The sequence below is a fragment of the Marinobacter segnicrescens genome (assembly GCF_900111555.1).
Lineage (GTDB): Bacteria > Pseudomonadota > Gammaproteobacteria > Pseudomonadales > Oleiphilaceae > Marinobacter > Marinobacter segnicrescens.
Genome location: NZ_FOHZ01000002.1, coordinates 251180 through 274910 on the forward strand (window position 1 = coordinate 251180; position 23731 = coordinate 274910).

Sequence of the window (23731 nt, forward strand, 5' to 3'; positions counted from 1 at the left end):
TCCTCAGAGAGCGCCCATCAGGCGATCACGAATGATGCTTTCCGCCTCGCCCATGATGCGGTTGATCAGCTCTTCACAGGATGGCACATCGTGGATCAGTCCGGCCACCATGCCGCAACTCCAGGCGGCCTCGTCCATCTTGCCCTCGTGCAGCACCATCTTGCCCTTGGCACCGGTGACCAGGTGACGGATGTCGTCGATCTGGGTGTCTGCGCCCTTCTCTTTCTCGATCCGCAGGATCTCATCCACCGCGGCGTTCTTCATCACCCGTTCGGTATTGCGCAGCGGGCGCATCACCAGCCGGGTCTGGAGCTCGTCGGCTTCCACGATGGTCTGCTTTACCGTGTCATGGACCGGGGCATCCTTGGTAGCCAGGAAGCGGGTACCCATATTCATGCCGTCCGCGCCCAGGGCCATGGCCGCCACCAGGCTACGTCCGTCAGCCATACCACCGGATGCCACAAACGGGATATCCAGCTCCTCGGCCGCCCGGGGCAGCAGGATGAAGTTGGGAACGTCATCCTCACCCGGGTGACCGCCACATTCAAAGCCATCGACGCTGACAGCGTCGCAACCGATCTTCTGGGCCTTGAGGGCATGGCGCACCGAGGTGCACTTGTGAATCACCTTGATACCGGCTTCCTTGAGGGCCGGCATGTACTTCTCCGGGCTGCGACCGGCGGTTTCAACGACCTTTACACCACCGTCGATAATCGCCTGGATGTACTCGGGATAGGGGGGTTCCTGGAACGACGGCAGGAAGGTTAGGTTCACGCCGAAGGGCTTGTCGGTCATCTCCTTGCAGCGGGCGATTTCCTTCGCCAGGTCTTCCGGGGTGGGCTGGGTCAGCGCAGTGATAATGCCCAGGCCGCCCGCGTTGGAAACGGCGGCTGCCAGCTCTGCATAACCAACCCAGTGCATACCACCCTGGATGATCGGGTGCTCGATACCAAACAGTTCAGTGATTCTTGTCTTCATGGAACTCCCCTGATGAATATCAGTGTTGTTTATCGAAATGGCGTTCCATTATTCATCAGGGAAAAGGGATTTACAAAGGCGGTGGCGATTCAGTGCAGGAACCCATGAGACGCCACCCTGCCACACCCCTGGCTGACCTGTTATCAGGTCCCGTCCGTTGCCAGAGGAGGATCCGCCCAATAGGCACAGTTGTGGACATCCGCCGCCACGTCTACAGCTATCAGGGCTTCCGATGCCGGCGTATTTGGCGACAGCTCCATGAGCTGTTTTCCGGTGCCGAAGTCCGGCCAGGCTGCGGTGCCATCCGCAGAGCTGGGGTCGCCATAGCGAGCAAACTGCACCCAGTGGTCGATCATCCGCTCCGACAGCGCAAGCTGCTGATCGTTGGCGCCACGGGCTTGCATTGTCGCTTCACTGTTGAGCACATACTGGATTTCCAGCGCATGGGCGGCGCCCAGGTCAAAGCTCAGCATCGGCGTTAGTTCAGGACCAAACAGGCTGGGTGCCTCTTGATCGGTGAACCAGTAGCCATAGGTTGGAACGTCCTGGTCCGCCAGGCTTTCGGCCTGGTCCAACTGATTGCAGGCAAAGCGCCAGGATGTCTGGATGGACGCCAGCGCCAGGCTGAACCGGTCGGGATCATCGGGATCAGTGACTACCGGTGTGCTGAGAGGCCCACTGCCATCGGCAACCAGGTAGTCAGCCGCAACCTGGCCAGCATCGATTTCCCTGGGATCAGACGCGAGCAGAATGCCGACTTCAGCCTCGTACTCTTCCGGTGTATCCACCGGGTCCGGTGCGCCCGCCAGTACCGCTGAAATTTCGTCCAGCGCCAGGAACAACCGTCCCTCATTGAGGTTGTTTCCGGTCATTACGGGGACGCCTTGCGGGAAGGACGCGCCCCCGACCTGGCTCAATGCTGACTGAATGGAGTAAGGCAGCATCCCCTGCCCCCAGGTTGGGTTGAACCACATGTCCCCCTGCACTTCGAGGATCCCGGCAGTGGTCACTGATTCGTCACGCAGACACGCGGCGACGTCGGCGGCATCAGTGCAGCCCAGCACTGCAACGACCGGCGCACCGATGAAGGCCTCGCCATACTCCTGAGGGATCTGGGTAGGCTGGTAGGCCCCACTTTGCACAATGGCCTTGTGAAACAGTCCTTCAGAACCAGTACCAGCCCCTGCTGAAACCAGTTGTGACAACACGCTGTGACCACCGGCTGACTCACCGAAGATGGTGACGTTACCGGCATCACCACCGAAGGCATCAACATTATCCTGAACCCACTTTAATGCCAGCTGCTGATCCAGCAAGCCGAACTGGCCGTTACCTTCCGGCAACCCCGCCGCCGGCAGGAAACCCAGCACACCCAGCCGGTAGTTCATGGTTACCACGACGACACCCTGCTCCACCAGCCGGGACGGTTCATAGGATGCTCCTCCGGAGCCGGTGATAAAGGCACCACCATGGATCCAGACCATGACCGGATGATCCTCTCCCTCGGTGGGTGTGTACACGTTCAGGAAGAGACAGTCCTCTTCCAGGCTGTCGGTAAAACCATTAAATACGCTGCCGCCCTGGGGGCAACTGTTACCGAACTCACTGGCATCAAGCACCCCTTCCCAGCCCTCGGCTGGCCTGGGTGGTGCAAATCGCAGCTCTCCTACCGGTGGTTTCGCGTAAGGGATACCCCTGAATGCAAGCACGCCGTCCAGCTCAGTGCCCTCTACCTGGCCCAGCTGGGTCTGGCGCAGATTGGACGGCAATTCAGCGCTGGCATCATCGTCAGAGTCCGAGGACGAGCCGCCACAGCCAGCCAGCAGGGTGGCCGCCAGCACGGTTGTCATCGACATGCGCCAGAAGTGGTGATGCGGAAGGACATTCATGGTTGTTCTGCCTTGTCTGTTGTTGTCGTTATCCGGCGGGCTTCATAGCGGGACGCCAGAGGCGTTTTCGGCAAGGCAGGTCCAAGGACCAACCCGTCGAAAACCTGTACACAGATTAAGGGCAGCTGGGGATACCTGTCTGGCGCCCCGGGGAAGAACTATGGCAAAGAAAGGTGTGTCGTGTCACTTCCATGTGACACACTTTCACGAATCGTCTCAGTAGTCGGAAAGACGACGTCGCAGGGTAAAGGGTGAGAAGTAGCGTTTGCCGGGGAATTCGTTCTTGAAGGTACGGGTACCTTCCGACTCATTGATCAGGCCAGTGGCATGGTAGATGCCTTTCGACAGGTCATGGTAAACCTCAAGGTCTGCCCACACGCCCGGCATATCATAGAAGTTCTTAAGCATCGCCATGGTAACCCGATACAGGTTGCCCTGATCGTCGTACTGGTCAACCAACGCTATGTTCCAGCTGTCCTCGTCAATGTAGAACACCCGCTTGTGGTATAGGTGGCGGGCATCCTCCCGCAGATTTGCTTCCACCACGTGAACACGGTGCAACTCCCAACGCATCAGGTCAGAGTTAAGGTGTTGCTTGTCCAGCACATCATCGTAGGTGTACTTGTCGCTGGTGATCTCGAAATTGTTGTAGGGGATCAGCATTTCCTGCAGCCCCTTGTATTCCCAGTTATACCGGTCGAGGGCGCCATTGAAGGTATCCGTGTCATCCACCGTGCGCAGATTGCCCGCGGAGGCGATGGGGGCATCGTAACCAAGGCTGGGGGCACGGCGGACTTCACCAGCGCTGAATCCCCAGGCCTTACGGGGTTCTTTTACCTGGTCGAGCGTCTCATGCACCAGGATACCGCCGCCGGCATACTGCTCGGGTGCAATAACCGTGGACAGGTAGTAGTTGACGATGTTGTCCAGGTCTTCCGGAGAGCCGCCTTCCATGTTCCAGTTGAAGAAGACCTCCTGGCGCATGGTGACGCCACGGTACTGACCGTTCACCACGACGACTTCGGTGTACTCACGCTCGGCCCAGCGCCCCCGCCAACGGGTAAGGTGATTCCACATGGCCTGCATGGCCTTCTCTTCGCTGGTACCGTGAAGTATCGGGAATGGATGTCCGCCAAAGGCATTCTGCACGCCGTTACCGCCATCGATCAGGCTTGCTCTCACGGCGTTCTTGCGGGTGTTTTCTGCGATGTGGTCCGGCGCTGTATGGGTACGCCGGGTGGGGAAGACCCTGAGCCGGAAAGTTTCCGGATAGGCTTTCATCATTGCCACGACACCATCCGCCAGCACGTCACGATATTCAGCCATATTTCCGGCGGTCACTTCGTACCGGGGCTTATCGTCAGGATAAGGGTTAACGTGGTGGTCCCCCGTGCCCTCGTAACCATCCGGCCTGGTGGTGTCGCCACCCGTCCAGCGAGGAATGGTACCTGCCGAGTTACCGGAACGAACTGCACCGAACGGCGTCAGGCTATTGCCCAGCCGGTTCGCCTCGGCCTGGGATACGGCAGCCTGGGTGAATGACGCACTGGTGAGGACCAGCAGTGAAATACACAGGGCGGGGATCAGTTTTTTTTGCATAGTCTCGTACATCGGGGCCGACCATCTTATTGTTTTGACTGCCTGGCAAGACTCCGGAAGTCGGAATGCCTGCCGCGTGGATCTTCTGGGCATTATGGAATTTCGTCTCATTCTTTACTATTTACCGGGAGCTTGCCACCCCGGGACCGGCAGGTCGTGAATGGCCACTCAATCTTTGGTGAAAGGTCACACTGATTTAACGGTTTTTTACATTTCTGCTTCAGGTACCAGGCGCTCCCCGACGGTGCCCTCAAGCTGTGACCACAGCAGCCGTTAATAAGGGCATGACGAAAGCCCGGTTACATTTCGGAACGGCATTCCTTCCGCACATCCGGATAATTCGCAACCAACCTGTCTTGACCCGATGTCTTTTCCGATTGTCTGGAGTTTTACCATGAAACTGATGGAGCGACTGCGCATCCGTTCACGTCTGCTGATTGCGGTGCTGGTACCGGTGCTGGTTACCGCCGGCGTGATCGCCTGGATTACCGCGAGCCAGCTTAAACAGAGTGGCGAACAGGAGGTGGAACGACTCAGGGAAAACCTGATCGAAGCCCACAAGGAAGGCCTCAAACACATCGTGCAGGCCGCCAGGAACGCTATTGAAGCAGATTACTCCAACCCGTCCCTGAGTGAAGAGGAAGCCAAGACGCGCGTCCGGAACACCATCCGTTCCATAGGCTACGGCAACAACAACTACATCTTTGCCTACACCCACGACTCCTTCAACCTGGCCTTCAGGCCCAAGCCGTCGGCGGAGGGGTACGTAAAAGACAGTACACCGGAAACCAAGGCCCTGCTGCGCAACCTCTTTGATGCCGGCAAGTCCGGAGATGGTTTTCATGCCTACGAATGGAAGAATCCCGCAAGCGGCAATGTTGAGCCGAAGCTTTCCTACTCGGTTCACCTTGAGAAATGGAACTGGGTCATCGGCTCGGGCATCTATGTAACCAGTGTCGACCAGACCATTGCTGCCGCCCACGCCGAAATCGAAGCACAGATCGACAGGGCTTTGCTGAGCATTTTTGCCATCACCCTGGTTATTGTCATTCTGGCGGTAACTTTCGGGGTATTCATGGGCCGCAGCGTCACCGTTCCACTCAATCGTGTCACTCGCACCATGGAAGATATTGCCAGGGGCGAAGGTGACCTCACCCGCCGACTTCCGGCCGAGGGCAACGATGAGCTGGCCGACCTGGGGAGCCAGTTCAATGCCTTTGTCGCCAAGATTCATACCACCATTCGCGAGGTGGGAGACACCACCGACCAGGTGGCCTCAGCGGCGGAAGAGCTGAGCCGGGTGGCGGAAGAAACCCGCGCCTCGGTGCAGACACAGGGCTCCGAGACCGACCAGATAGCCTCGGCCATCAACGAAATGGCAGCCACCATCCACCAGATCTCCAGGAACGCTAACGAGGTCCAGAGTGCCGGGGCAGACGCAGACCGGCTGGCGAAGGACGGTGGCCAGACCATGGCTGGCTCCCAGCAGTCGGTCAACGAGCTGTCACGGAACATCCTGCAAAGCGCCGAAGCCATCGAAGCACTGGCCTCCCGCAGCGATGAAATCCAGAAGGTACTGGACGTGATCCACGAGGTCACCGACCAGACCAACCTGCTGGCCCTGAACGCCGCTATCGAAGCTGCCCGCGCCGGTGAGCATGGCCGTGGCTTTGCGGTGGTGGCCGACGAGGTGCGCCAGCTGGCCAAGCGCAGCGGTGAGTCCGCAGGCCAGATCCGCGAGATGATTGAGGGCTTCATTAACGAATCCCGCAGCGCGGTAGAGCGGATGCGTTCATCCCAGGGACTGTCCGAGGAGACCGTAGAGCGGATCAACCATGCCAGCTCGGCCCTCAATACCATCGAGCAATCCGTGGAACATATCCACGACCAGGTAACCCAGATCGCCACGGCCGCCGAGCAGCAAAGCCAGGTGGCCGAAGAGATCAACCAGAACGTGGTACGCATAGTGGAAGCAGCCCAGAACAGCGACACCGGTGTTACCCAGACCAACGAAGCCAGCCAGGAGCTGGCACGCCTGGGCGAGCGGTTAAGGGAGCTGGTCTCTCAGTTCAGGGTATAGGTTCCCGGCTTTTTAACCGGTACTGTGGGGAGTCTGCGCGGCAAGCACTCAGGCAGACTCCCCGCTCTCCAGGTTGCCGTCGTCCGCAGTTGCAATAACGACCCGGTCCCGACCTTGCTCCTTGGCCTGGTAGAGTGCCCGGTCGGCCATCCTGAACAGGGTTTCCCGGTCTGACGCGTGGTCCGGGACGCAGGCGAGTCCTGCGGAGAATGTCAGCCGCACTGGCCCTCCCGGACTGAAGTCCATGTCCGAGAACGCACTCCTGAGGCGCCCTACCACCTCCAGGGCACTTTGCGGATCGATCCCCGGCAATACGAGCACAAATTCCTCACCACCGAAACGGGCCGCTACATCCTGCTTGCGGCTTCCGTCCTGCAGCAACTTCGCCAGGGCCACGAGGATGCGATCGCCCACATCGTGCCCCCAGTCATCGTTCACCCGCTTGAAGTGGTCCAGGTCCATGATGCAGAAAGTGAGTGGTCGCTGCTCCCGTAAGGCCCGGGGAATTTCGCGCTCCAGCACCTCATCCAGCCAGCGTCGGTTGTAGAGCCCTGTCAGCGGATCGCGGATGGACTCTTCTTTGAGAGCGCTACGCAACTCCTCGATGCGTTCAAGTTTTTCCCGCAGATCGGCTTCGGTCCGCTTGAGTTCGGTTACGTCCCGGAAGACATAGACAATACCCCGCAGCTTTCCGGTTCCAGTGCGAAAAAGGTTGCGCTGGACGCTGAGGATGCGGCCGTTGGCCTCAAGTTCGGGGGTGAACTGATGCCCCTGCAGTAAACCGGGAACCAGCTCACCGACCATCTCGCCCCTGAGCAGCCGGCGGCCATCTGACTCAAAGAACTGCCGGGCAGCGGGGTTTCGGTCCACCAGGCGGCCGCGGGCATCAGCAACCAGCACACCATCGGCCATATGTTCAAACACCAGCGAGCGAGCAATGGGCATGACATCCAGGAAGCCCTGCTTGCGGATGTTCAGCAGCATCAACACCGCCGTCACCAGGAACCCGAAGGGGCTGATATCCAGCCCCTGCAGAGGCTCGGGAAGGGCGCGCAATATGGTCAGGATATTGGCGAGGGAAGAAACCATCCCCCCGAACAGCAACAACGCGGCCTGTTTACGGTATGACCGGGACTGGATGATAAAGCGGATCAGCAGCACATAGGCTGCAAGGGTGACCACGTAGGAATAGAGGGCATGCAACCAGAAAGCCGGCCCACCCCTGAAGGGCTGACCGCTGTCTGAGGTAAAGCCTGCCAGGAACCAGTCATGGAAGGTGCCGTCCGTCAGGGCAACCAGGACGACCAGAACAGGTTCCACTGCGAGCAAGGTTATCAGCTTGGCACTGATACGCTCTTTTACGCCGGTGTACAGCAATACGAACACCAGGAAAGATGCCGGCAAGAGCACAACGCCGATAAACATCAGACGAAACCAGAACAGTGGCAAGGCGCCCGGCTCCGGAGCTAGCCCGGGGGCGGAAGAATGGAGCAGTTCCAGGGCATAGCACAGGGTCCACCAACTGACGCCTGCCATCATCACCGCAACAGCCCTGGCCGTCGGCGCATCCCGCCGTACCCAGGCGTAGCGAGCAAGCAAAAGCGTGACCAGGCAGGAGACGAACAGCGCCGCAATAAACAGCATCAACGGGCTCCGGATTTCAGTTTGCTAAATTGGTTATTGTTTTTATCGCCAATATGTTGGAAAGTCGTACCCATTCCCGAGACGTTACCGGGGAAGGTATCGTCCATTTATAGAGCGCTGGCTCTATTCCAACAGACTCACGTAGTCTATGAAACAAAAACAATGTCAAAAAAGGTAGCGACAAGGATGCTTTTAGTACCTTTTTAGTTCCAGAAGTGAGACCCCTGTGGCAGTTACCCATTCTCCATTGCAGCGTGAACTGCAGAAAACCCGTAAACGCTCCTCCGGGGCAACGCCTGCTGACGCTTTCAGTCGCGCCCGCCGCATCTGGCTGAAGGGCGATCGCCTGCACCTGGCTGACCTGGCAGAGGATCTCGGGATCGGGCGAGCCACCCTCTTTCGCTGGGTAGGCAACAAGGATCTGTTACTGGGGGATATTCTCTGGTCCCTGTATGCCCCGATCAGGGCTTCGGTGGTGGCATCTACCCCCGGCACCGGGGTGGATTTCGTTGTTGAGGTGTACCGGCGGATTACCATCGAACTAGTGAGTGCCAAGCCTCTGCGGGACTTTATCAAGCAGGACCCGGAGCATGCGTTGCGGGTGCTGACCTCTTCCGCCTCTACCATGCACAGCCGGGTGGTGGAGGCGAACACGTTGATGATCCAGGACCAGATTGACAAGGGATACCTGAAGAAGCCGCCTATGCGGGTGGAGAGTCTGTCGTACTTTATGGTGCGGTTGGCGGAGTCCTGCCTGTATTCCGATGTGATTATCGGGCGGGAGCCCAACATCGAGGAGGTGGAGGAGGCGTGCCTGGCGGTTAAGATTTTGCTTGGGGGTAAGCCCTAGACTTGCCCTGGACAACGCCGCTGAAGCGCTCTCTTCGATAATCTCTTTCCAGACTCTGCAGCCTTGGCCAGCCCGACTTAATGTGACGTTCCGGAATATCCGAGATACCCTCTCAATGCCGGGCCTACTGGCTTTGGGAGCATGCACCCGCAGGCCGAGATGGCTTTCCGGGACACGCCGTGGATACATCCATGTAGGCTCTTCAAAAACGTCCCTGTTTTTGAAGGTCCCGGAAAGCCATCTCGGCCCACGGGTGCCCCAACCTTTCAGTGATGCTCGATTTCTTCAATACCGTGCCAAATCTCCCGGGCTCAGAGCAAACGGAAGAAAACGAAAAGAAGAACTTTACCGTTCGCCCTGAGCCTGTCGAAGGGCTGTCGACCCGGAGTGCATTGAAGAGTTATGAGTCAACGCCGGGTGTCTGGATAACTGGCTATTGAGCCATCACATATTTGACCGGTGTTGAGCACCATCCACGGGGATACACGCGCCGGTCACCCAGCTGGCCGCGTCAGAGGCCAGGAAGACAGCGACATTGGCCACTTCTTCCGGTTTGCCGAAACGGCCCCAGGGGATACGATCCAGGGTGCTTTGGTAGCGGGGTGAATTGGCTTTCTCGGCCTTGTCCCAGACGCCGCCGGGAAACTTGATGGAACCGGGGGCAATGCTGTTGACGCGGATGCCGTCCGGGCCGTGGTCTACCGCCAGGGACTTGGCATAGCTGATCAGCGCGGCCTTGGTGGCAGCGTAGGGCTGGGTGGTACCCACTTCGATGCCGGAGATGGAGGAGAGGATGATGATGTTGCCGCTGCCGGCTTCTTTCATCCAGGGCAGCACCTTGTCCACGGCGCGTACGGTGGACATCAGGTCCAGGGTCACGTTCGCGTCCCAGGCTTTCAGGTCGTTACCGGCGCCAAGCGCGGAGACGTTGCTGACCAGGATATCCACGCTGCCCAACGCTTGGCGGGCATTATCCAGGAACCCGTCAAGACTGGCCTTGTCACCCACATCGCAGGCTTCGCGATAGCCTTTTACGCCCAGCGCCTGGATTTCCTTCAGGGTTTCATCCAGCGGTCCCTCACTGCGGGCGCAGATGGCCACGTTGACGCCCTCGGCAGCCAGCGCCAGGGCGATAGAGCGGCCGATACCTTTGCTGCCGCCGGTTACGACGGCGTTTTTGCCTTTCAGTCCAAGTTGCATGGGGATAGCTCCTTTATTGTATTTATTTGCCACGGAATCCACGGCCCTTCGACAGGCTCAGGGCGAACGCAAAAACACGGACAAAACAAAAGATAAAGACACTATTGGCCACGAAAACCACGAAAACCACGAAACTTAAAGCCAAAGACAGTCTCTCCAGTAACCATTTTTCCTTTTTTTCTATGGCTTAGTGACTAAGTTATCTTCTCTTTCCGTCTTCTTTCGTGGGTTTCGTGGATTTCGTGGCTGAAAATCTTTTCATCTTTTCTTTCCGTGCCCCCCGCTCGCCCTGAGCCTGTCGAAGGGCCGTGGCTAACCCTTAAAGATTAATAACCGCCATGGTGATGCGGGATACACACACCAGCTTACCATCCTCGGTCTCGATACGGATTTCCCACACCTGGGTGGATCCGCCGGTGTGCAGTGGCCGCGCGGTGCCGTGAACCCAGCCCGACTTTACCGAGCGGATGTGGTTGGCGTTGATTTCCAGGCCGACACCGGCGGTGCCCTCTTTCTTCAGGCAGTGGTTGGTGGCGACGCTGCCCAGGGTTTCGGCCAGTACCACCGAAGCGCCACCATGCAGGATGCCATAGGGCTGCACAGTGCGGGTGTCCACCGGCATCCGGGCGCTGATGTAGTCGTCACCCACCCCGGTGAACTCGATACCCATGTTGTCCACAGCGGTGTTCTTTACCCGCTCCTGCATGCCTTCGATGGTTGGGGTAATTGTCCAGATACTGCTCACGAATGGTTCCTCTTCAGTCCTGTAAACCAAAAGCGGGCATTCCCTGTGGGATATGCCCGCTTTCGTTAGCCTTCTATATTTACCTTATCGGTATCAGCCATTACAACTGCAATGCGCGAACCTCGAGGAACTCTTCCAGGCCCCACTTGCCAAACTCGCGGCCGATGCCGGAGTGACCGAAGCCGCCGAAGGGCGCCAGCGGGTTGAAAGCACCGCCGTTAACAAACACCTGGCCGGTGCGCATCTTGCCGGCGACTTTCTTCGCCTTTTCCTGGTCGCCGGAGAAGACCGCACCGGACAGACCATAGGCTGTGCCATTGGCGATGCGGATGGCTTCTTCCTCGGTCTCGTAGGGGATCACACACAGTACCGGCCCGAAGATTTCTTCCTGGGCGATGCGGCTGTTCGGATCCACATTGCCGAACACGGTTGGCTTGACGAAGTAGCCGTTCTCCAGCCCTTCAGGGGCCTCGGCACCGCCGGCCACCAGGGTGGCGCCTTCTTCGATACCCAGCTTGATGTACCCACGCACCTTGTCACGCTGATCCGCGGAGGCCAGCGGGCCGAGGCGGGTATTCTCGTCCAGGGGATCACCCAGCTTGACGCCGTTGGCAATGGCACCAGCGATTTCACAGGCCTGGTCGTGCTGATCCTTGTGCACCAGCAGGCGGGTCAGCGCGGTACAGGTCTGGCCGCTGTTCTGCAGGCAGTTCATGAAGGAGCCCTTCACGGAAGCCTCCAGGTCGGCATCCGGCAGGACGATGGATGCGGACTTGCCACCCATTTCCAGGGCGATGCGCTTGAAGTCGTCCGCCGCCGCGTGGGCGATCAGGTGACCCGTGCGGGTCGAGCCGGTGAAGGACACCATGCGCACTTTCGGGTGCTTGATCAGGGTATCGCCCACTTCCTGGCCCAGGCCACAGACCATGTTGAACACGCCCTTGGGCAGGTCGGTACCGTCCAGGATTTCCGCCAGGATAAAGGCACTTTGCGGGGACACTTCACTGGGCTTGAGTACGATGGTGCAGCCAGCGGCCAGGGCCGGGACCACTTTCAGGATGACCTGGTGCAGCGGATAGTTCCACGGGGTGATGCAGCCCACCACGCCCACCGGCGCGTACTGAACCTCGGAGTTACCGGACTGCTCGGTTAACGGGTAGTCCGGCAGCATGTCCAGGTAGGTCTCGGTGACCTTGATGGGCATACCAGCCTGGATGATGCCAGCCAGCTTGATGGGCATGCCCACTTCCCGGGCTACGACCTGGGCAATTTCCGGGGCACGTTCTTTCAGGCCGGCATGCAGCTGTTTGATGACGTCAATGCGCTTCTCCAGCGGGGTTTCACTCCAGCTGTCGAAGGCGGCGTCGGCGGCGTCGATGGCCTGCTCCATGGCGGCACGATCGGAAGAAGGCACCTTGGCAATAACGTCGCCGTTGGTACCTTCGTGTACGTCGATGGTGTCGCCGGACCAGTCAACCCATTGTCCGTTGATGTAGTTCTTGCTCAGATTGTTCATGGTAATGCTCCTTTCGGGAGTCGATTTGTTGGATTCCCTGGCCTCAGACATTATTCGAAAACGATCACGCCACGGGCGTTCTTGCCGGCAATCATGTCTTCGAAGGCCTGCGGCGCCTCGTCAATGCTGTAGGTCTGGGTGATCAGCTCATCCAGCTTCAGGCGATTGGCCTTGTACAGGTTCAGGATCTTCGGGAAGTCGTACTGGGGCCGTGCGGAACCCAGCCAGCTGCCCTTGAGTGTGCGCTCATCCGCCGGCAGGGCAAAGGTGCTGATGGACGTCTTGTCCTTCATATCGGCAACACCGACCACTACCACGGTACCGGCCCGGCCCAGAGCCTTGTAGGCCTGCTCGACCACCTTGCCGTTGCCGACGCACTCGAAGGCATAGTCTACGCCACCGGCGGTCATTTTCTTGATGGCCTTGCTGACGTCTTCCACTTCGTTGATGTTGATGGTGTGCGTCGCGCCGAATTCCTTCGCCATCTCCAGCTTGGCCTCGTTGGTGTCCACGGCGATGACCATTTCAGCACCGGCAGTCACACAGCCCTGAATGGCATTCAGACCGACACCACCAATACCGAATACCGCAGCACGGGAGCCTGGCTCCAGTTGGGCGGTATTGAACACCGAACCCACGCCGGTAATGACGGCGCAGCCCACCAGCGCAGCACTGGGCAGGGGCACACCTTCGTCGATCTTGACGCAGTTGTCCTCGTGCAGGGTGGCGTATTCCGCCATCACGCCGCAGGCGCCGAACACATACAGGTCTTCGCCGTCCTTGCCATGGGTGCGAACCGTACCGTCCGGCAGGGTCACCATGGACTTCTTCGCATTCTCACAAAGCACCGGGCGGCCGCGCACACAGTTGCGGCACTTGCCGCACATGGTGATGAAGGTGGTCACCACGTAGTCACCTTCCTTGAGACCGGTTACGCCCTCGCCAACTTCAACGACAACGCCCGCACCTTCATGACCGACCACCAGGGGTGGCGGGTACTGGATCTTGCCGGTGGTGGCGGAATGGTCACTGTGGCAGACGCCACAGGCTGCAACCTTGATGGTGACTTCGCCCCGCTTGGGGCCATCTACGGTGATGGTTTCCACCTGAACAGGTTTGCCCCATTCACGGCAGACCACTGCTTTTGCCTGACGGCTCATGGTGTATCTCTCCTGGTATCGATTGTTGTGTAGTTTCGGTCTCGAGCGGTTTATCAGAAGCCCTCGGCTTCCATCTCCAGGGCGGTGGCGTCGACCTCCCTGAGTAATTGCGTCAGCCCCTGTACCCGGGGCAGTTCATAGCGGCTGAAGAAGTCACAGGCTTTCAGCTTGCCCTCGTAGAAAGCAGCGGGCTGGGGGCCGCCCTCGTCGAGGCCCTTTGTCGCCGCCAGCGCCTGGCGGAGCCACAGCCAGCCCACTACGGTGTGCCCGAAGGCCTCAAGATACAACGAGGCATTGGCCAGCGCACGCTCTACCTGACCTTCCTGCTTTACCGCCTGGATACAGTCGGTGGCCTCTTTCAGGGATTCCACGGTGGCTGCCAGGCGACGGGCGTTGTCCGCCAGCTTCGGATCACTACTTGCTTCATCCACCGTTGCGGCGATACGACGCAGCAACTCCTGATAATATCGGCCGCCGGCCATGGAAACCTTGCGCCCCAGCAAGTCCATACCCTGGATGCCGTGGGTACCCTCGTGAATGGGGTTCAGGCGGTTGTCACGATAGAACTGCTCCACCGGATACTCACGGGTATAGCCGTAGCCACCGTGCACCTGGATGGCGAGACTGTTGGCTTCCAGGCAGAACTGGGACGGCCAGGACTTGATCAGCGGCGTCAGCAGGTCGAGCAACCCTGCGGCCATTTCCTGTTCTTCGCCAGTCTGCGCCACCTTCTTTTCGTCCACCAGGCGGGCGCCCTGCAGGGCCAGGGACAGGCCGCCTTCCACGTAGGCCTTCATGGTCAGCAGCATGCGGCGGATGTCCGCGTGCTCAATCAGTGGCACCTGGGGTGACTGCGGGTCCTTGTTGCCCACCGGGCGGCCCTGGCGACGTTCCCTTGCGTATTCCAGGGCGTGGAGGTAACCGGTGTAGCCCAGCATGACTGAGCCCAGGCCAACGCCAATGCGGGCCTCGTTCATCATGTGGAACATGGCGGCCAGGCCGTTATGGGGCTCGCCCACCAGGTAGCCAACCGCACCCTCTTTCTCACCAAAGTTGAGCATGGTGGAGGTGGTGCCCCGGTAACCCATCTTGTGAATCAGGCCGGCCAGGGCCACGTCGTTGCGCTCGCCCAGGGAGCCGTCGTCGTTCACCAGGAACTTCGGCACGATAAACAGGGAGATACCTTTTACGCCCGGGGGCGCATCTGGCAGACGTGCCAGTACCATATGAACAATGTTATCGCTCAGCTCATGGTCACCGGCGGAAATAAAGATCTTGTTGCCCTTGAGGCGATAGCTGCCATCACCGGCCGGCTCGGCCCGGGTGCGCAAATCCCCCAGGGAGGAGCCGGAATGGGGCTCGGTCAGGCACATGGTGCCAAAAAAGCGTCCGCTGAGCATGGGTTCGGCGTAGCGGGTCTTCTGCTCCTCACTGCCCTGCGTCAGGATCAGGTTGGCGGCCGCGATGGTCAGGCCCGCGTAGGCCTGGGTGCCCACATTGGCGCCCTTGAGCAAGCCCACACACATCTGGCCCACAGCGCTGGGCAGTTGCATGCCACCCCGCTCATAATCCTGGCTCGCCGCCAGCAGGCCGGTTTCCCGCAGTACGTCCAGGGCTTTCTTCACTTCCGGACGCATCACCACCCGCCCGTTCTCGAAAATGGGCTCTTCCTCGTCCACCAGTCGCGTGTGGGGGGCAAACTCCTCCTCCGCCACCTTCAGGGCGAGATCCAACGCCGCCTGCAGGGTTTCGCGGTTGTGGTCAGCGTAGCGGTCGTATTTGAGGAAGTCGTCGACCCGGTGGAGTTCAAAGAGCTGGAATTCGAGATCGCGGATGTTGATGATGTTTTGTTGCACGCTGGTATGCCTTTCTGAAATACCTGATATAACACAGAGCCTACTGCCCTTCGACAAGCTCAGGGCGAACGGAAGAGCACTGAAAGAAAATGCGTTACCGGCCGTTTCCCGTTCACCCTGAGCCTGTCGAAGGGTGCCCGTCGAAGGGTGCTTGTCGAAGGGCCGTGGATTCCGTGGCTAAAACCAAAAAGGGGGCGAACTCTCGCCCGCCCCCTCCTGATTCCGCCTGTTTATACCACTTCAAACAGGCCGGCTGCGCCCTGGCCGCCGCCGATGCACATGGTGACCACCACGTACTTGGCGCCACGGCGCTTACCCTCAATGAGGGCATGGCCGGTCAGGCGTGAGCCGGTCACACCGTAGGGGTGACCCACGGCGATGGAGCCGCCGTTCACGTTGAGCTTCTCCATGGGGATGCCCAGACGGTCGCGACAGTACACAACCTGGGAGGCGAAGGCTTCGTTCAGTTCCCACAGGTCGATGTCGTCCATGGTCAGGCCGTTACGCTCCAGCAGGCGCGGGATGGCGAAGACCGGGCCGATACCCATCTCGTCAGGCTCGCAACCGGCAACGGCGAAGCCACGGAAGATGCCCATCGGTTCGATGTTGTTCTTCTCGGCGTAGGTGCTGTTCATCACGGTGCACACAGAGGCGCCGTCAGACAGCTGGGAGGCGTTGCCGGCGGTGACGAAGTTGCCTTCACCACGTACCGGGTCCAGGCCCTGCAGACCTTCAATGGTCGTGTTCGGACGGTTGCACTCGTCCTTGTCCAGGGTGACCTGCTTTTCGCTGACCTCTCCGGTTTCCTTGTTTTTCACCAGCATGGTGGCGTCGTAGGGAACGATCTCGTCAGCAAACTTGCCGGCTTCCTGACCCGCAGCGGTGCGCTGCTGGGAGATCAGGGAGTACTCGTCCTGGGCTTCACGGCTGACGTTGTAGCGCTGGGCTACGATGTCAGCGGTCTCGATCATGGACAGGTACAGCTCCGGCTTGTTCTTCATCAGCCACTCGTTGGTGGCGTGGAACTGGTTCAACTTGTCGTTCTGCACCAGGGAGATGGACTCCACACCACCCGCGACGATCGCCGGAACCTTCTCGGACACAACGCGCTGGGAAGCAATGGCGATGGACTGCAGGCCGGAGGAGCAGAAGCGGTTGATGGACAGGCCAGCGGTGGTCACCGGCAGGCCGGCACGGATAGCTGCCAGGCGGGCCATGTTCTTGCCCTGGGCACCTTCGTGGAAGGTGGCGCCGAGGATCACGTCCTCAACGATGTTCGGATCAATACCCGCGCGCTCGACGGCGTGCTTGATCACGTGACCAGCGATATCAACGCTGTGGGTGTTGTTCAGGGCGCCCCGGTAGGACTTGCCCAGACCGGTACGGGCGGTGGAGACGATAACTGCATCAGACATTCGAGTGTCCTCTTGAACTTGAGTTGGCTGCGGACGAGGCTCTTCACGGGAGCTGGAGGGCGAATACCAGATCCAGCGCCCTGCATTCCCTCTCCCCAACGAGGGAGAGGGCCAGGGTGAGGGGGAGCACCCGAAGGGTGCCGGAATTCAAGTCCAGGCGTTTGCCTGCTTCCCCTCACCCCCAACCCCTCTCCCGCCAGGGGAGAGGGGAGGTAACGCCGCAGCGGAGCGATAAAGGTTTACAGGTCGCCGAACTTCTTGCCTTCAGCAACCAGCTTTTCCAGAAGCGGAGACGGCTCCCACTGCTTGCCGCCAACTTCCTTTTGGTACTTCTTGATGGCATCCAGGATCTTGTCCAGGCCGATCTGGTCAGCCCAGAACATGGGGCCACCACGGTAGGCCGGGAAGCCGTAGCCGTAGATCCAGGTAATGTCGATATCCAGGGAGCGATCGGCAATGCCCTCGTCCAGGATCTTGGCGCCTTCGTTGATCATCACATACATGCAGCGCTCCAGGATTTCCTGGTCAGACACCTCACGGGGCGTGATGCCCTGTTCCTTGCGGAACTCGGCGATGAGCTTGTCGGTTTCCGGATCCGGAATCGGCTTGCGGTTGCCTTCTTCGTACTTGTAGGTACCGGCGCCGGTCTTCTGGCCCAGACGGCCCTGCTCGGCCAGCTTGTCCATCCAGCTCGGCGGGACATCCTCGCCAGCCTTGCGACGCTCTTCACGGATGCTGTAGCCGATGTCGATACCGGCCAGGTCACCCATGGCAAACTGACCCATGGGGAAGCCAAGGTCAGTCAGTACCTTGTCCACCTGCTGCGGGGTGGCACCATCGTTCACCAGGGCCATGGCTTCGGCACCACGCTTGTGCAGCATGCGGTTGCCCACGAAGCCGTGGCAGTTGCCAACCAGTACGCCCACCTTCTTGATGCGCTTGGCCAGGTTCATGGCCGTGGCCTTGACGTCGTCAGCGGTTTTCTCACCACGGACGATTTCCAACAGCTTCATAACGTTGGCCGGGCTGAAGAAGTGCAGGCCGATCACGTCTTCCGGACGCTTGGTGGCAGAGGCAATCTCGTCAATGTCCAGGGTAGAGGTGTTAGAGGCCAGGATAGCGCCCGGCTTACACTTCTCATCCAGCTGACTGAAGATGCTCTTCTTGATATCCATGCGCTCGAACACGGCTTCGATCACCAGGTCGACGTCTGCAAAGTTGTCATAGGTGAGGGTGCCGTTGATCAGGCTCATGCGCTCTTCCACCTGTTCCATGGTCAGGCGGCCTTTCTTGGCGGTGTTCTCATAGTTCTTGCGGATGATGGCCAGGCCCTTGTCCAGGGCTTCCTGCTTCACTTCCGCGATGGTGACGGGAATGCCGACGTTGGCGAAGTTCATGGCGATACCACCGCCCATGGTGCCAGCACCGATAACACCGACCTTCTTGATGTCACGGATCGGGGTGTCTTTCGGCAGGCCCGGAACCTTGGAAACTTCACGCTCGGCAAAGAAGGCGTGGATCAGCCCGGCGCGCTGGTCGGATTCCATCAGCTCACCGAACAGTTCACGTTCGCGCTTCATGCCTTCCTCGAAAGAGGAGGAAGTAAACGCTGCTTCAACCGCGTCGGTGCACTTGAACGGTGCCAGCAGGCCACGGGCCTTCTTCTTCAGGCCTTCACGGAACTTGTCGAAGACATCGCTGCCCTTCTCCGCTTCCAGCTTGTCGGTCAGCTCGCTCACGCGACGTACCGGCTTGCCTTCATCAATCACTTTCTGGGCAAATGCCAGGCCAGCGGCCTTCACGTCCTCGCTGCCGGCCACTTCATCAATAATACCGGCCGCCTGGGCATCTTTCGCCGCGACGAAGTCACCGGTGGTGATCATTTCAAGGGCCTTCTGGGCACCAGTCAGGCGCGGCAGGCGCTGGGTACCACCGGCACCAGGCAGCAGGCCCAGCTTCACTTCCGGCAGACCCACCTTGGCACTCGGTACCGCTACGCGGTAATGACAGCCCAGGGCTACTTCCAGGCCACCGCCCAGGGCAGTGCCATGAATGGCGGCAACAACCGGCTTGTCAGAGGCTTCAATAAAGTTGACCACTTCCGGCAGCCCGGGCTCCTGCATGGGCTTGCCGAATTCGCGGATATCAGCGCCGGCCATGAAGGTACGACCTTCGGCCATGATCAGGAGAGCCTTGGCGTCCGCATCATCCTGACCCTGTTGTACGGCGTTCTGAATACCGGAGCGAACCGCGTGCCCCAGGGCGTTCACCGGCGGGTAGTTGACGGTGATAACGCCGATGGCGCCTTCCCGGTTATAGGTTACGACGTCGGACATAGATCCTCCTTGCGCAAAACATGGAATGGAGTTTTATTCAGCGAAACAGACCGGTGATTTAATACAAATTTGCGGAATGTTTCAACCTTGGGCTGGCTGAACATCGACCAGTTGGTGTTTGGGGACAACGATTGTACGCCTGATGGAGCGGGAGGGGAAAATTCGCAGAAAGCCGACTATTCGCAGGCCAGACCAAGGGCAGGCCACCTTCACCCTCTCCCCTCGCGGGAGAGGGCCGGGGAGAGGGGGCGCACCCGAAGGGTGCCAACCAAAATGCTGGGGTCGCCCCCCACCCTCTCCCTGTCCCTCTCCCATCAAGGGAGAGGGAACCCAGACCGGCCACAGGGAGAAGTCAGCTTATACAGAGGACAATTAAACCCCGAGCGACTCGATATCACTCGCCAGCATTGCGAGCTGATGGGCAATGGAACTGCGCAGCTTGTCACCGGACACCAGGTAAGACGGCGCCGCACAGGTCAGGGCCATGGTGGTGCCATCCTGCAGGCGCACGGGCACACCGGCGGCATTGATGTTGCGGTCCCACTCGCCGAGGGACAGGCAGAAGCCATGCTCCCGGTAGTCCTCCAGCGCCTGGTCAAGGCCCTTCTTCTTTTCCGGCCAGCCCTCCGGGCCGTACTTCTCGGCCAGGGCTTCCATCAGGATCTTGCGGCCGTCTTCGGTCAATGAGGAACAGTAGGCCCGCCCCGCGGCGGTCGTCGCCATGGGCAGCTTCAGACCGATTTCCATGCGCAGCAGGGACGCCTCCGGGGGCATGCGGTTCTCGACATAGATCATGTGTAGACGGTCACGGCAGGTCAGTCCCACGGACATATTATTGCGGCGCGCGAACTCGTCCATATAAGGCTTGGCCAGCTGTCGCACCTTGAGGTTGGAGACGTAGGCATAGCCCAGGGCCAGCACGCCGGAGCTGAGCTGGTACTTCTCCAGCACCGGGTTGTAGCTCAGATAGCCAAGCTTGGTGAGGGTATAGGTCATACGGGAGACGGTGGGCTTGGGGAGCCCGGTCAGCCGTGCGATGTCCTGGTTGCCCAGAATCACGGAACCCTGACTGAAAGCCCGCAGTACATCCAGGCCCCGGGACAGGGCTTCGACAAACTTGCGGTCTTTCTCGGGCTTGTCCGGGGAATCCGCGGACGCTTCGACCAGATCTGCTTTTGTTTTAGTGCTTAAGGTCATAGTTTCCGGTGCCTCAAAAAGCCCCGTGACAGCCACCGGCACGCACCGGGTTGTGGCAATGCCCACAGGGCAACTCAGAAATAGATGAAAAAGTCAGAAACCCGCGCATTTTACTTGTGCGTTTTCGTCCCGACCATGGCCTGTTCCGAATTTGTTTCAAAAAACCTGCCAAACCGGAACGGCGTTGCGAAACCAGTGCCATCACCCTGCCAATAATGACCAGATGCGGAACGCCGCCCACAAGAAAAATATTTTTTCGGTATAGAGTTCTGCTTTGCGGAACAGCTTAGTCAATTCCGTAACAAGTTGCCAACCAGAATTGACCTGGCCTGGCACCGACCCTCCCATGAGGACCCCGCCATCACCAGACATGAAGGGGAACCACGCACCGATTGGCGACTCCAGCCCGGAGCCATTGCCGGCAACGCACGGCAACGCACGGCAATCCAGCCATTTCACTGTGCAGCACAAAATCATTACAAATCCTGTAAAAAAGTCACCGAGGCTATTGCATGACAAAAAATTTATTCCTACTATCCGGGAGACTGCTAAATGGAAGGCGTCCTGACTGAGTGGCTGGTGACAGGCTGCGGTCGGAGCAGAGAACAAAAAAAGCACCATGGAAGTGTGATTCTCATCAGACACACGACAAAAAGTGTGATCCTGTCCCATCAAGGCCCTTGCCTTTGTTGGATTCTCTGCTAAGACTGTACTTGATCATTCGCCCATAACCGCCTTGATAGAATTGCAAAATGCATTCAGCCAGGGTGGCAGTCGACCAGAATAACTGCAGGCTTTATACGGCCTGGCATCAACTGGCCACAGGGATAACAACCGGAGGTTTGATCAGGCAGCAAGGAATAATCACAAGCAAAAACAAGCAGTAATAGCGTCACTGAGTCCAACAATCGAGTCGATTAGACATAAAAAAAGGGTTTAAAACCATGGCACAACAAAGCAAGATCACTTCCCGCCCGCTGACCAAGGCACTGGGAACCGCTTCCATCCTGGGCATGGCAATCGCCGGCGCCAATATGGCGAATGCTCTCGAAACTGATTTTGGCGTCGAGTACAAGGCAACTGCATTTGCCGTTGAGAACGAAGCTGAGAACCCCTTGGCGAACCAGAGTGACACTGATGATGGTTTCGCCCATCTGATCCGCTTGAAGGGTAACTTCAAGCACGAATCTGGCGTGTCACTGGTAACCAGCATTGAACTCGCTGGCGACCGCTGGACAGGTGACGGCGGCCGTAACACCCCAGTTGGTAACAACAACAACGGCGCCTTCAACACCGGCAACAAGGGTGACAACGTACGACTCGACCTCGGTTACGTTCAGATTCCCATGGGTGGCAACCTGCTCCGCGTAGGTCGTCAGGCAGCTAACTGGAACAACTGCTTCCTGGTTTGTGACGACCGCCGTGACCGTATCAGCGGCATCTTCCCGACCCAGGTCGGTACTGTCGTCGCCCTTTACGACCGTCGTCAGGACACGAATCCTCTGCAAAACGAAGATGATGGTGACATGGTTGCTGCTGGCCTTATTACCAAGGCTGCCGACATGAACATCGGCTTGCTCTGGGTTCACTGGCTCAAGAATTATGAAGGCAATATTGCCACTCCGGCAATCGAGGGCGCGGGCACTCCTTATGGTGGTGCAAGCTATGCACTGCAAGATGTACACCTGTTTTCACCTTACGTAAGCGGTAACCTCGGTGACGCAGTAACCTTCGCAGCTGGCTTTAACTACACTACAAATGGTGGTGTTGATGCCGCAGCGACTGAAAATGGCCAGTATTTCACCGATAACAGCCTGTCTCAGTATGTTCGTCTCGGCACTTCTGTCGGTATGGCAGACTTGGATTTCCAGTACATCGGCTCTCAGGATGGCGGCCTGATCTCCTCAGGCTTTGACAGCTATGCCAGTGTCGTAAACACCAACCCTGAGTCTACCGCAAGCGCCGCTAGCCTCTACCGGATGGGCGGAACACTTGGTCTGGAAGACTATGATGAGCAGTTCATCGTAGGTCGTGTTGGCCTGAACCTGACCCCTCAGTTCAAGCTGCAGGCTTCTGTTGGCCACCTGACCGTGGATAACGGTGATGATGACGACAGCTCCATGGTTTACGACCTGCAAGCCCATTACCAGGTGAACGATGCCGTGAAGACTTGGCTGACCGCTGGTATGCTGTCCGACAATGAAGTCGGCGGTCTGTCTGGCAACTCTCTGGCCAACATCGCTGGCGACTGGGATGAGAATGACGCCATGGCCGTTACTGCAAACCTCGCAGTTAACTTCTAACCTGGCGAGTTAACCTGGTTTTAGCGACACTCGGGCAGCATGGTAAATTCCATGCTGCCCTTTTTGTTTTTCAAGGACCCCAGTTAACATGTTTTATCACTTTTCGCTCAAAAAATTGGCCGCTCTGTCCTCCGCTCTATTGCTCTCAGCTTGCGCTTCACAGCAACAGTCCCAGGAACAGGTAGAAATCGCCAGTGAGGCACTTGGACACGAAGAACCCGAGTGGAGCACGCCATTCTGGGAGCGGTGGACCGAGGGCGGAAACGAGAATCAAAGCAACGCCAAACAGCGGAACCAGAGCGTTGATAACAGTAGAAAGCCCGGTCGAATTATTGAGTTTCCATCTTCTCTGGCTACTAATCTCGCCATCATTGGCGCACCTGACTCGCTTTATCGTGAGCTGGACAATATGGCTGCCGACTATGGCTATCGCCTGATTCCTCGCTCAGAACTGAGCGACGCCTTGACCCACACCCCGGCCTGCGAAGACACCACCTCTGAGGCCTGCGCCGAAGCCCTGGCCGCTTACCCGGGTGCTCGCCTGGTGGTCACCATTGAAGGGGGCAACGCGGTCACCATTACCGACGCCGCCAGCAATGCCCGCTGGAGCGCCACAGAGCTGACCTCTGGCAAGCAGGGTGAAGAACTGCTGGAACTGGTCTCCCAGCGCGCTGATATCGCGCCCTGGGCCATGAAAGCCTTCCGTGCGGATGATGGCCGCCTTTACCTCTCGGCCGGTCGCGCCAATGGCCTCGAAGCCGGTGACGAACTGGCCATTCACGAGCCAGGCACCCTGGTTCGCGCCCCTAACGGACAGCCCATTACCTGGCGTGCAGGCGAGCGTGTAGGAACGGTACGTATCGGAGAACTGTTTGGCAGCGACCTGGCCGCCCTGGTACCCGTAGCAGGCCAGCGGCCAACTCCAGAGCATGATCTGGTTTTAATCGACAAATAACCCCACCG

17 protein-coding genes are annotated in these 23731 nt (G+C 58.8%); 4 read left to right on the plus strand and 13 right to left on the minus strand.

All coding sequences use genetic code 11. The features are described from left to right. Positions 1 to 3: 3 nt before the first annotated feature. From BM036_RS03825 to BM036_RS03835, 3 genes are all read right to left on the minus strand, one after another. A complete protein-coding gene (locus BM036_RS03825) occupies positions 4 to 978 on the minus strand; it encodes an NAD(P)H-dependent flavin oxidoreductase (protein ID WP_091848906.1) in 975 nt (324 codons plus the stop codon). Between the two features lie 143 nt (positions 979 to 1121). After that, a complete protein-coding gene (locus BM036_RS03830) occupies positions 1122 to 2867 on the minus strand; it encodes a carboxylesterase/lipase family protein (RefSeq protein ID WP_091848907.1) in 1746 nt (581 codons plus the stop codon). Positions 2868 to 3083: 216 nt separating this feature from the next. Then, positions 3084 to 4466 carry a DUF1329 domain-containing protein gene (locus BM036_RS03835; RefSeq protein ID WP_091848984.1) on the minus strand — a complete coding sequence of 461 codons (1383 nt, stop codon included), beginning with the start codon at positions 4464 to 4466 and terminating at the stop codon, positions 3084 to 3086. 394 nt (positions 4467 to 4860) lie between these two features. Here BM036_RS03835 and BM036_RS03840 point away from each other — a divergent pair, with 394 nt between their 5' ends. After that, on the plus strand, positions 4861 to 6546 hold the full coding sequence (locus tag BM036_RS03840; protein ID WP_091848908.1) for a methyl-accepting chemotaxis protein: 1686 nt from the start codon (positions 4861 to 4863) through the stop codon (positions 6544 to 6546). Positions 6547 to 6594: 48 nt separating this feature from the next. Here the strand turns inward: BM036_RS03840 and BM036_RS03845 are convergent, their stop codons facing one another. After that, complete coding sequence (locus BM036_RS03845; protein WP_091848909.1) at positions 6595 to 8190, minus strand: diguanylate cyclase; 1596 nt, start codon at positions 8188 to 8190, stop codon at positions 6595 to 6597. 226 nt (positions 8191 to 8416) lie between these two features. On the opposite strand from BM036_RS03845, the gene BM036_RS03850 reads away from it, so the two are divergent. Beyond that, a complete protein-coding gene (locus BM036_RS03850) occupies positions 8417 to 9040 on the plus strand; it encodes a QsdR family transcriptional regulator (protein WP_245742457.1) in 624 nt (207 codons plus the stop codon). Positions 9041 to 9484: 444 nt separating this feature from the next. Here BM036_RS03850 and BM036_RS03855 read toward each other — a convergent pair whose 3' ends face one another. From BM036_RS03855 to BM036_RS19780, 9 genes are all read right to left on the minus strand, one after another. Beyond that, complete coding sequence (locus BM036_RS03855) at positions 9485 to 10240, minus strand: SDR family NAD(P)-dependent oxidoreductase (RefSeq protein ID WP_091848910.1); 756 nt, start codon at positions 10238 to 10240, stop codon at positions 9485 to 9487. A 319-nt stretch (positions 10241 to 10559) separates the two neighbouring features. Then, complete coding sequence (locus BM036_RS03860; protein WP_091848986.1) at positions 10560 to 10946, minus strand: hotdog fold thioesterase; 387 nt, start codon at positions 10944 to 10946, stop codon at positions 10560 to 10562. A 139-nt stretch (positions 10947 to 11085) separates the two neighbouring features. Continuing rightward, positions 11086 to 12501, minus strand: coding sequence for an aldehyde dehydrogenase family protein (locus BM036_RS03865; protein ID WP_091848911.1), 1416 nt, complete (start codon positions 12499 to 12501; stop codon positions 11086 to 11088). A 50-nt stretch (positions 12502 to 12551) separates the two neighbouring features. Next, positions 12552 to 13661 (minus strand): Zn-dependent alcohol dehydrogenase, encoded by a 1110-nt coding sequence (locus BM036_RS03870; protein WP_091848912.1) that lies wholly within the window; start codon positions 13659 to 13661, stop codon positions 12552 to 12554. A gap of 53 nt (positions 13662 to 13714) precedes the next feature. Beyond that, positions 13715 to 15517: an acyl-CoA dehydrogenase gene (locus tag BM036_RS03875; RefSeq protein WP_091848913.1), complete on the minus strand. Its 1803-nt coding sequence runs from the start codon at positions 15515 to 15517 to the stop codon at positions 13715 to 13717. A 230-nt stretch (positions 15518 to 15747) separates the two neighbouring features. Continuing rightward, positions 15748 to 16932, minus strand: a complete 1185-nt coding sequence (locus tag BM036_RS03880; protein ID WP_091848914.1) for an acetyl-CoA C-acyltransferase — start codon at positions 16930 to 16932, stop codon at positions 15748 to 15750. A gap of 239 nt (positions 16933 to 17171) precedes the next feature. After that, positions 17172 to 19268, minus strand: coding sequence for a 3-hydroxyacyl-CoA dehydrogenase NAD-binding domain-containing protein (locus BM036_RS03885; RefSeq protein WP_091848915.1), 2097 nt, complete (start codon positions 19266 to 19268; stop codon positions 17172 to 17174). A 372-nt stretch (positions 19269 to 19640) separates the two neighbouring features. Continuing rightward, positions 19641 to 20465: an IclR family transcriptional regulator gene (locus tag BM036_RS03890; protein ID WP_091848916.1), complete on the minus strand. Its 825-nt coding sequence runs from the start codon at positions 20463 to 20465 to the stop codon at positions 19641 to 19643. Positions 20466 to 20666: 201 nt separating this feature from the next. Next, the gene (locus BM036_RS19780) at positions 20667 to 21110 is read right to left on the minus strand and encodes a hypothetical protein (RefSeq protein WP_177185982.1); all 444 of its coding nucleotides are present in this window, start codon (positions 21108 to 21110) and stop codon (positions 20667 to 20669) included. A gap of 299 nt (positions 21111 to 21409) precedes the next feature. Between BM036_RS19780 and BM036_RS03900 the strand changes: the two genes are divergently transcribed. Together BM036_RS03900 and BM036_RS19785 are read left to right on the plus strand one after the other, a co-directional pair. Continuing rightward, positions 21410 to 22768, plus strand: coding sequence for a hypothetical protein (locus tag BM036_RS03900; protein WP_091848918.1), 1359 nt, complete (start codon positions 21410 to 21412; stop codon positions 22766 to 22768). Between the two features lie 88 nt (positions 22769 to 22856). After that, a complete protein-coding gene (locus BM036_RS19785; RefSeq protein ID WP_143066559.1) occupies positions 22857 to 23723 on the plus strand; it encodes a hypothetical protein in 867 nt (288 codons plus the stop codon). The last annotated feature ends 8 nt before the right edge of the window (positions 23724 to 23731 follow it).

What these genes read in the sequence shown, in the direction of transcription:
- BM036_RS03825 (WP_091848906.1), bottom strand. Translation starts at nt 978, where the DNA reads ATGAAGACAAGAATCACTGAACTGTTTGGTATCGAGCACCCGATCATC.
- BM036_RS03830 (WP_091848907.1), bottom strand. Translation starts at nt 2,867, where the DNA reads ATGAATGTCCTTCCGCATCACCACTTCTGGCGCATGTCGATGACAACC.
- BM036_RS03835 (WP_091848984.1), bottom strand. Translation starts at nt 4,466, where the DNA reads ATGCAAAAAAAACTGATCCCCGCCCTGTGTATTTCACTGCTGGTCCTC.
- BM036_RS03840 (WP_091848908.1), top strand. Translation starts at nt 4,861, where the DNA reads ATGAAACTGATGGAGCGACTGCGCATCCGTTCACGTCTGCTGATTGCG.
- BM036_RS03845 (WP_091848909.1), bottom strand. Translation starts at nt 8,190, where the DNA reads ATGCTGTTTATTGCGGCGCTGTTCGTCTCCTGCCTGGTCACGCTTTTG.
- BM036_RS03855 (WP_091848910.1), bottom strand. Translation starts at nt 10,240, where the DNA reads ATGCAACTTGGACTGAAAGGCAAAAACGCCGTCGTAACCGGCGGCAGC.
- BM036_RS03860 (WP_091848986.1), bottom strand. Translation starts at nt 10,946, where the DNA reads ATGCAGGAGCGGGTAAAGAACACCGCTGTGGACAACATGGGTATCGAG.
- BM036_RS03865 (WP_091848911.1), bottom strand. Translation starts at nt 12,501, where the DNA reads ATGAACAATCTGAGCAAGAACTACATCAACGGACAATGGGTTGACTGG.
- BM036_RS03870 (WP_091848912.1), bottom strand. Translation starts at nt 13,661, where the DNA reads ATGAGCCGTCAGGCAAAAGCAGTGGTCTGCCGTGAATGGGGCAAACCT.
- BM036_RS03880 (WP_091848914.1), bottom strand. Translation starts at nt 16,932, where the DNA reads ATGTCTGATGCAGTTATCGTCTCCACCGCCCGTACCGGTCTGGGCAAG.
- BM036_RS03885 (WP_091848915.1), bottom strand. Translation starts at nt 19,268, where the DNA reads ATGTCCGACGTCGTAACCTATAACCGGGAAGGCGCCATCGGCGTTATC.
- BM036_RS03890 (WP_091848916.1), bottom strand. Translation starts at nt 20,465, where the DNA reads ATGACCTTAAGCACTAAAACAAAAGCAGATCTGGTCGAAGCGTCCGCG.
- BM036_RS03900 (WP_091848918.1), top strand. Translation starts at nt 21,410, where the DNA reads ATGGCACAACAAAGCAAGATCACTTCCCGCCCGCTGACCAAGGCACTG.
- BM036_RS19785 (WP_143066559.1), top strand. Translation starts at nt 22,857, where the DNA reads ATGTTTTATCACTTTTCGCTCAAAAAATTGGCCGCTCTGTCCTCCGCT.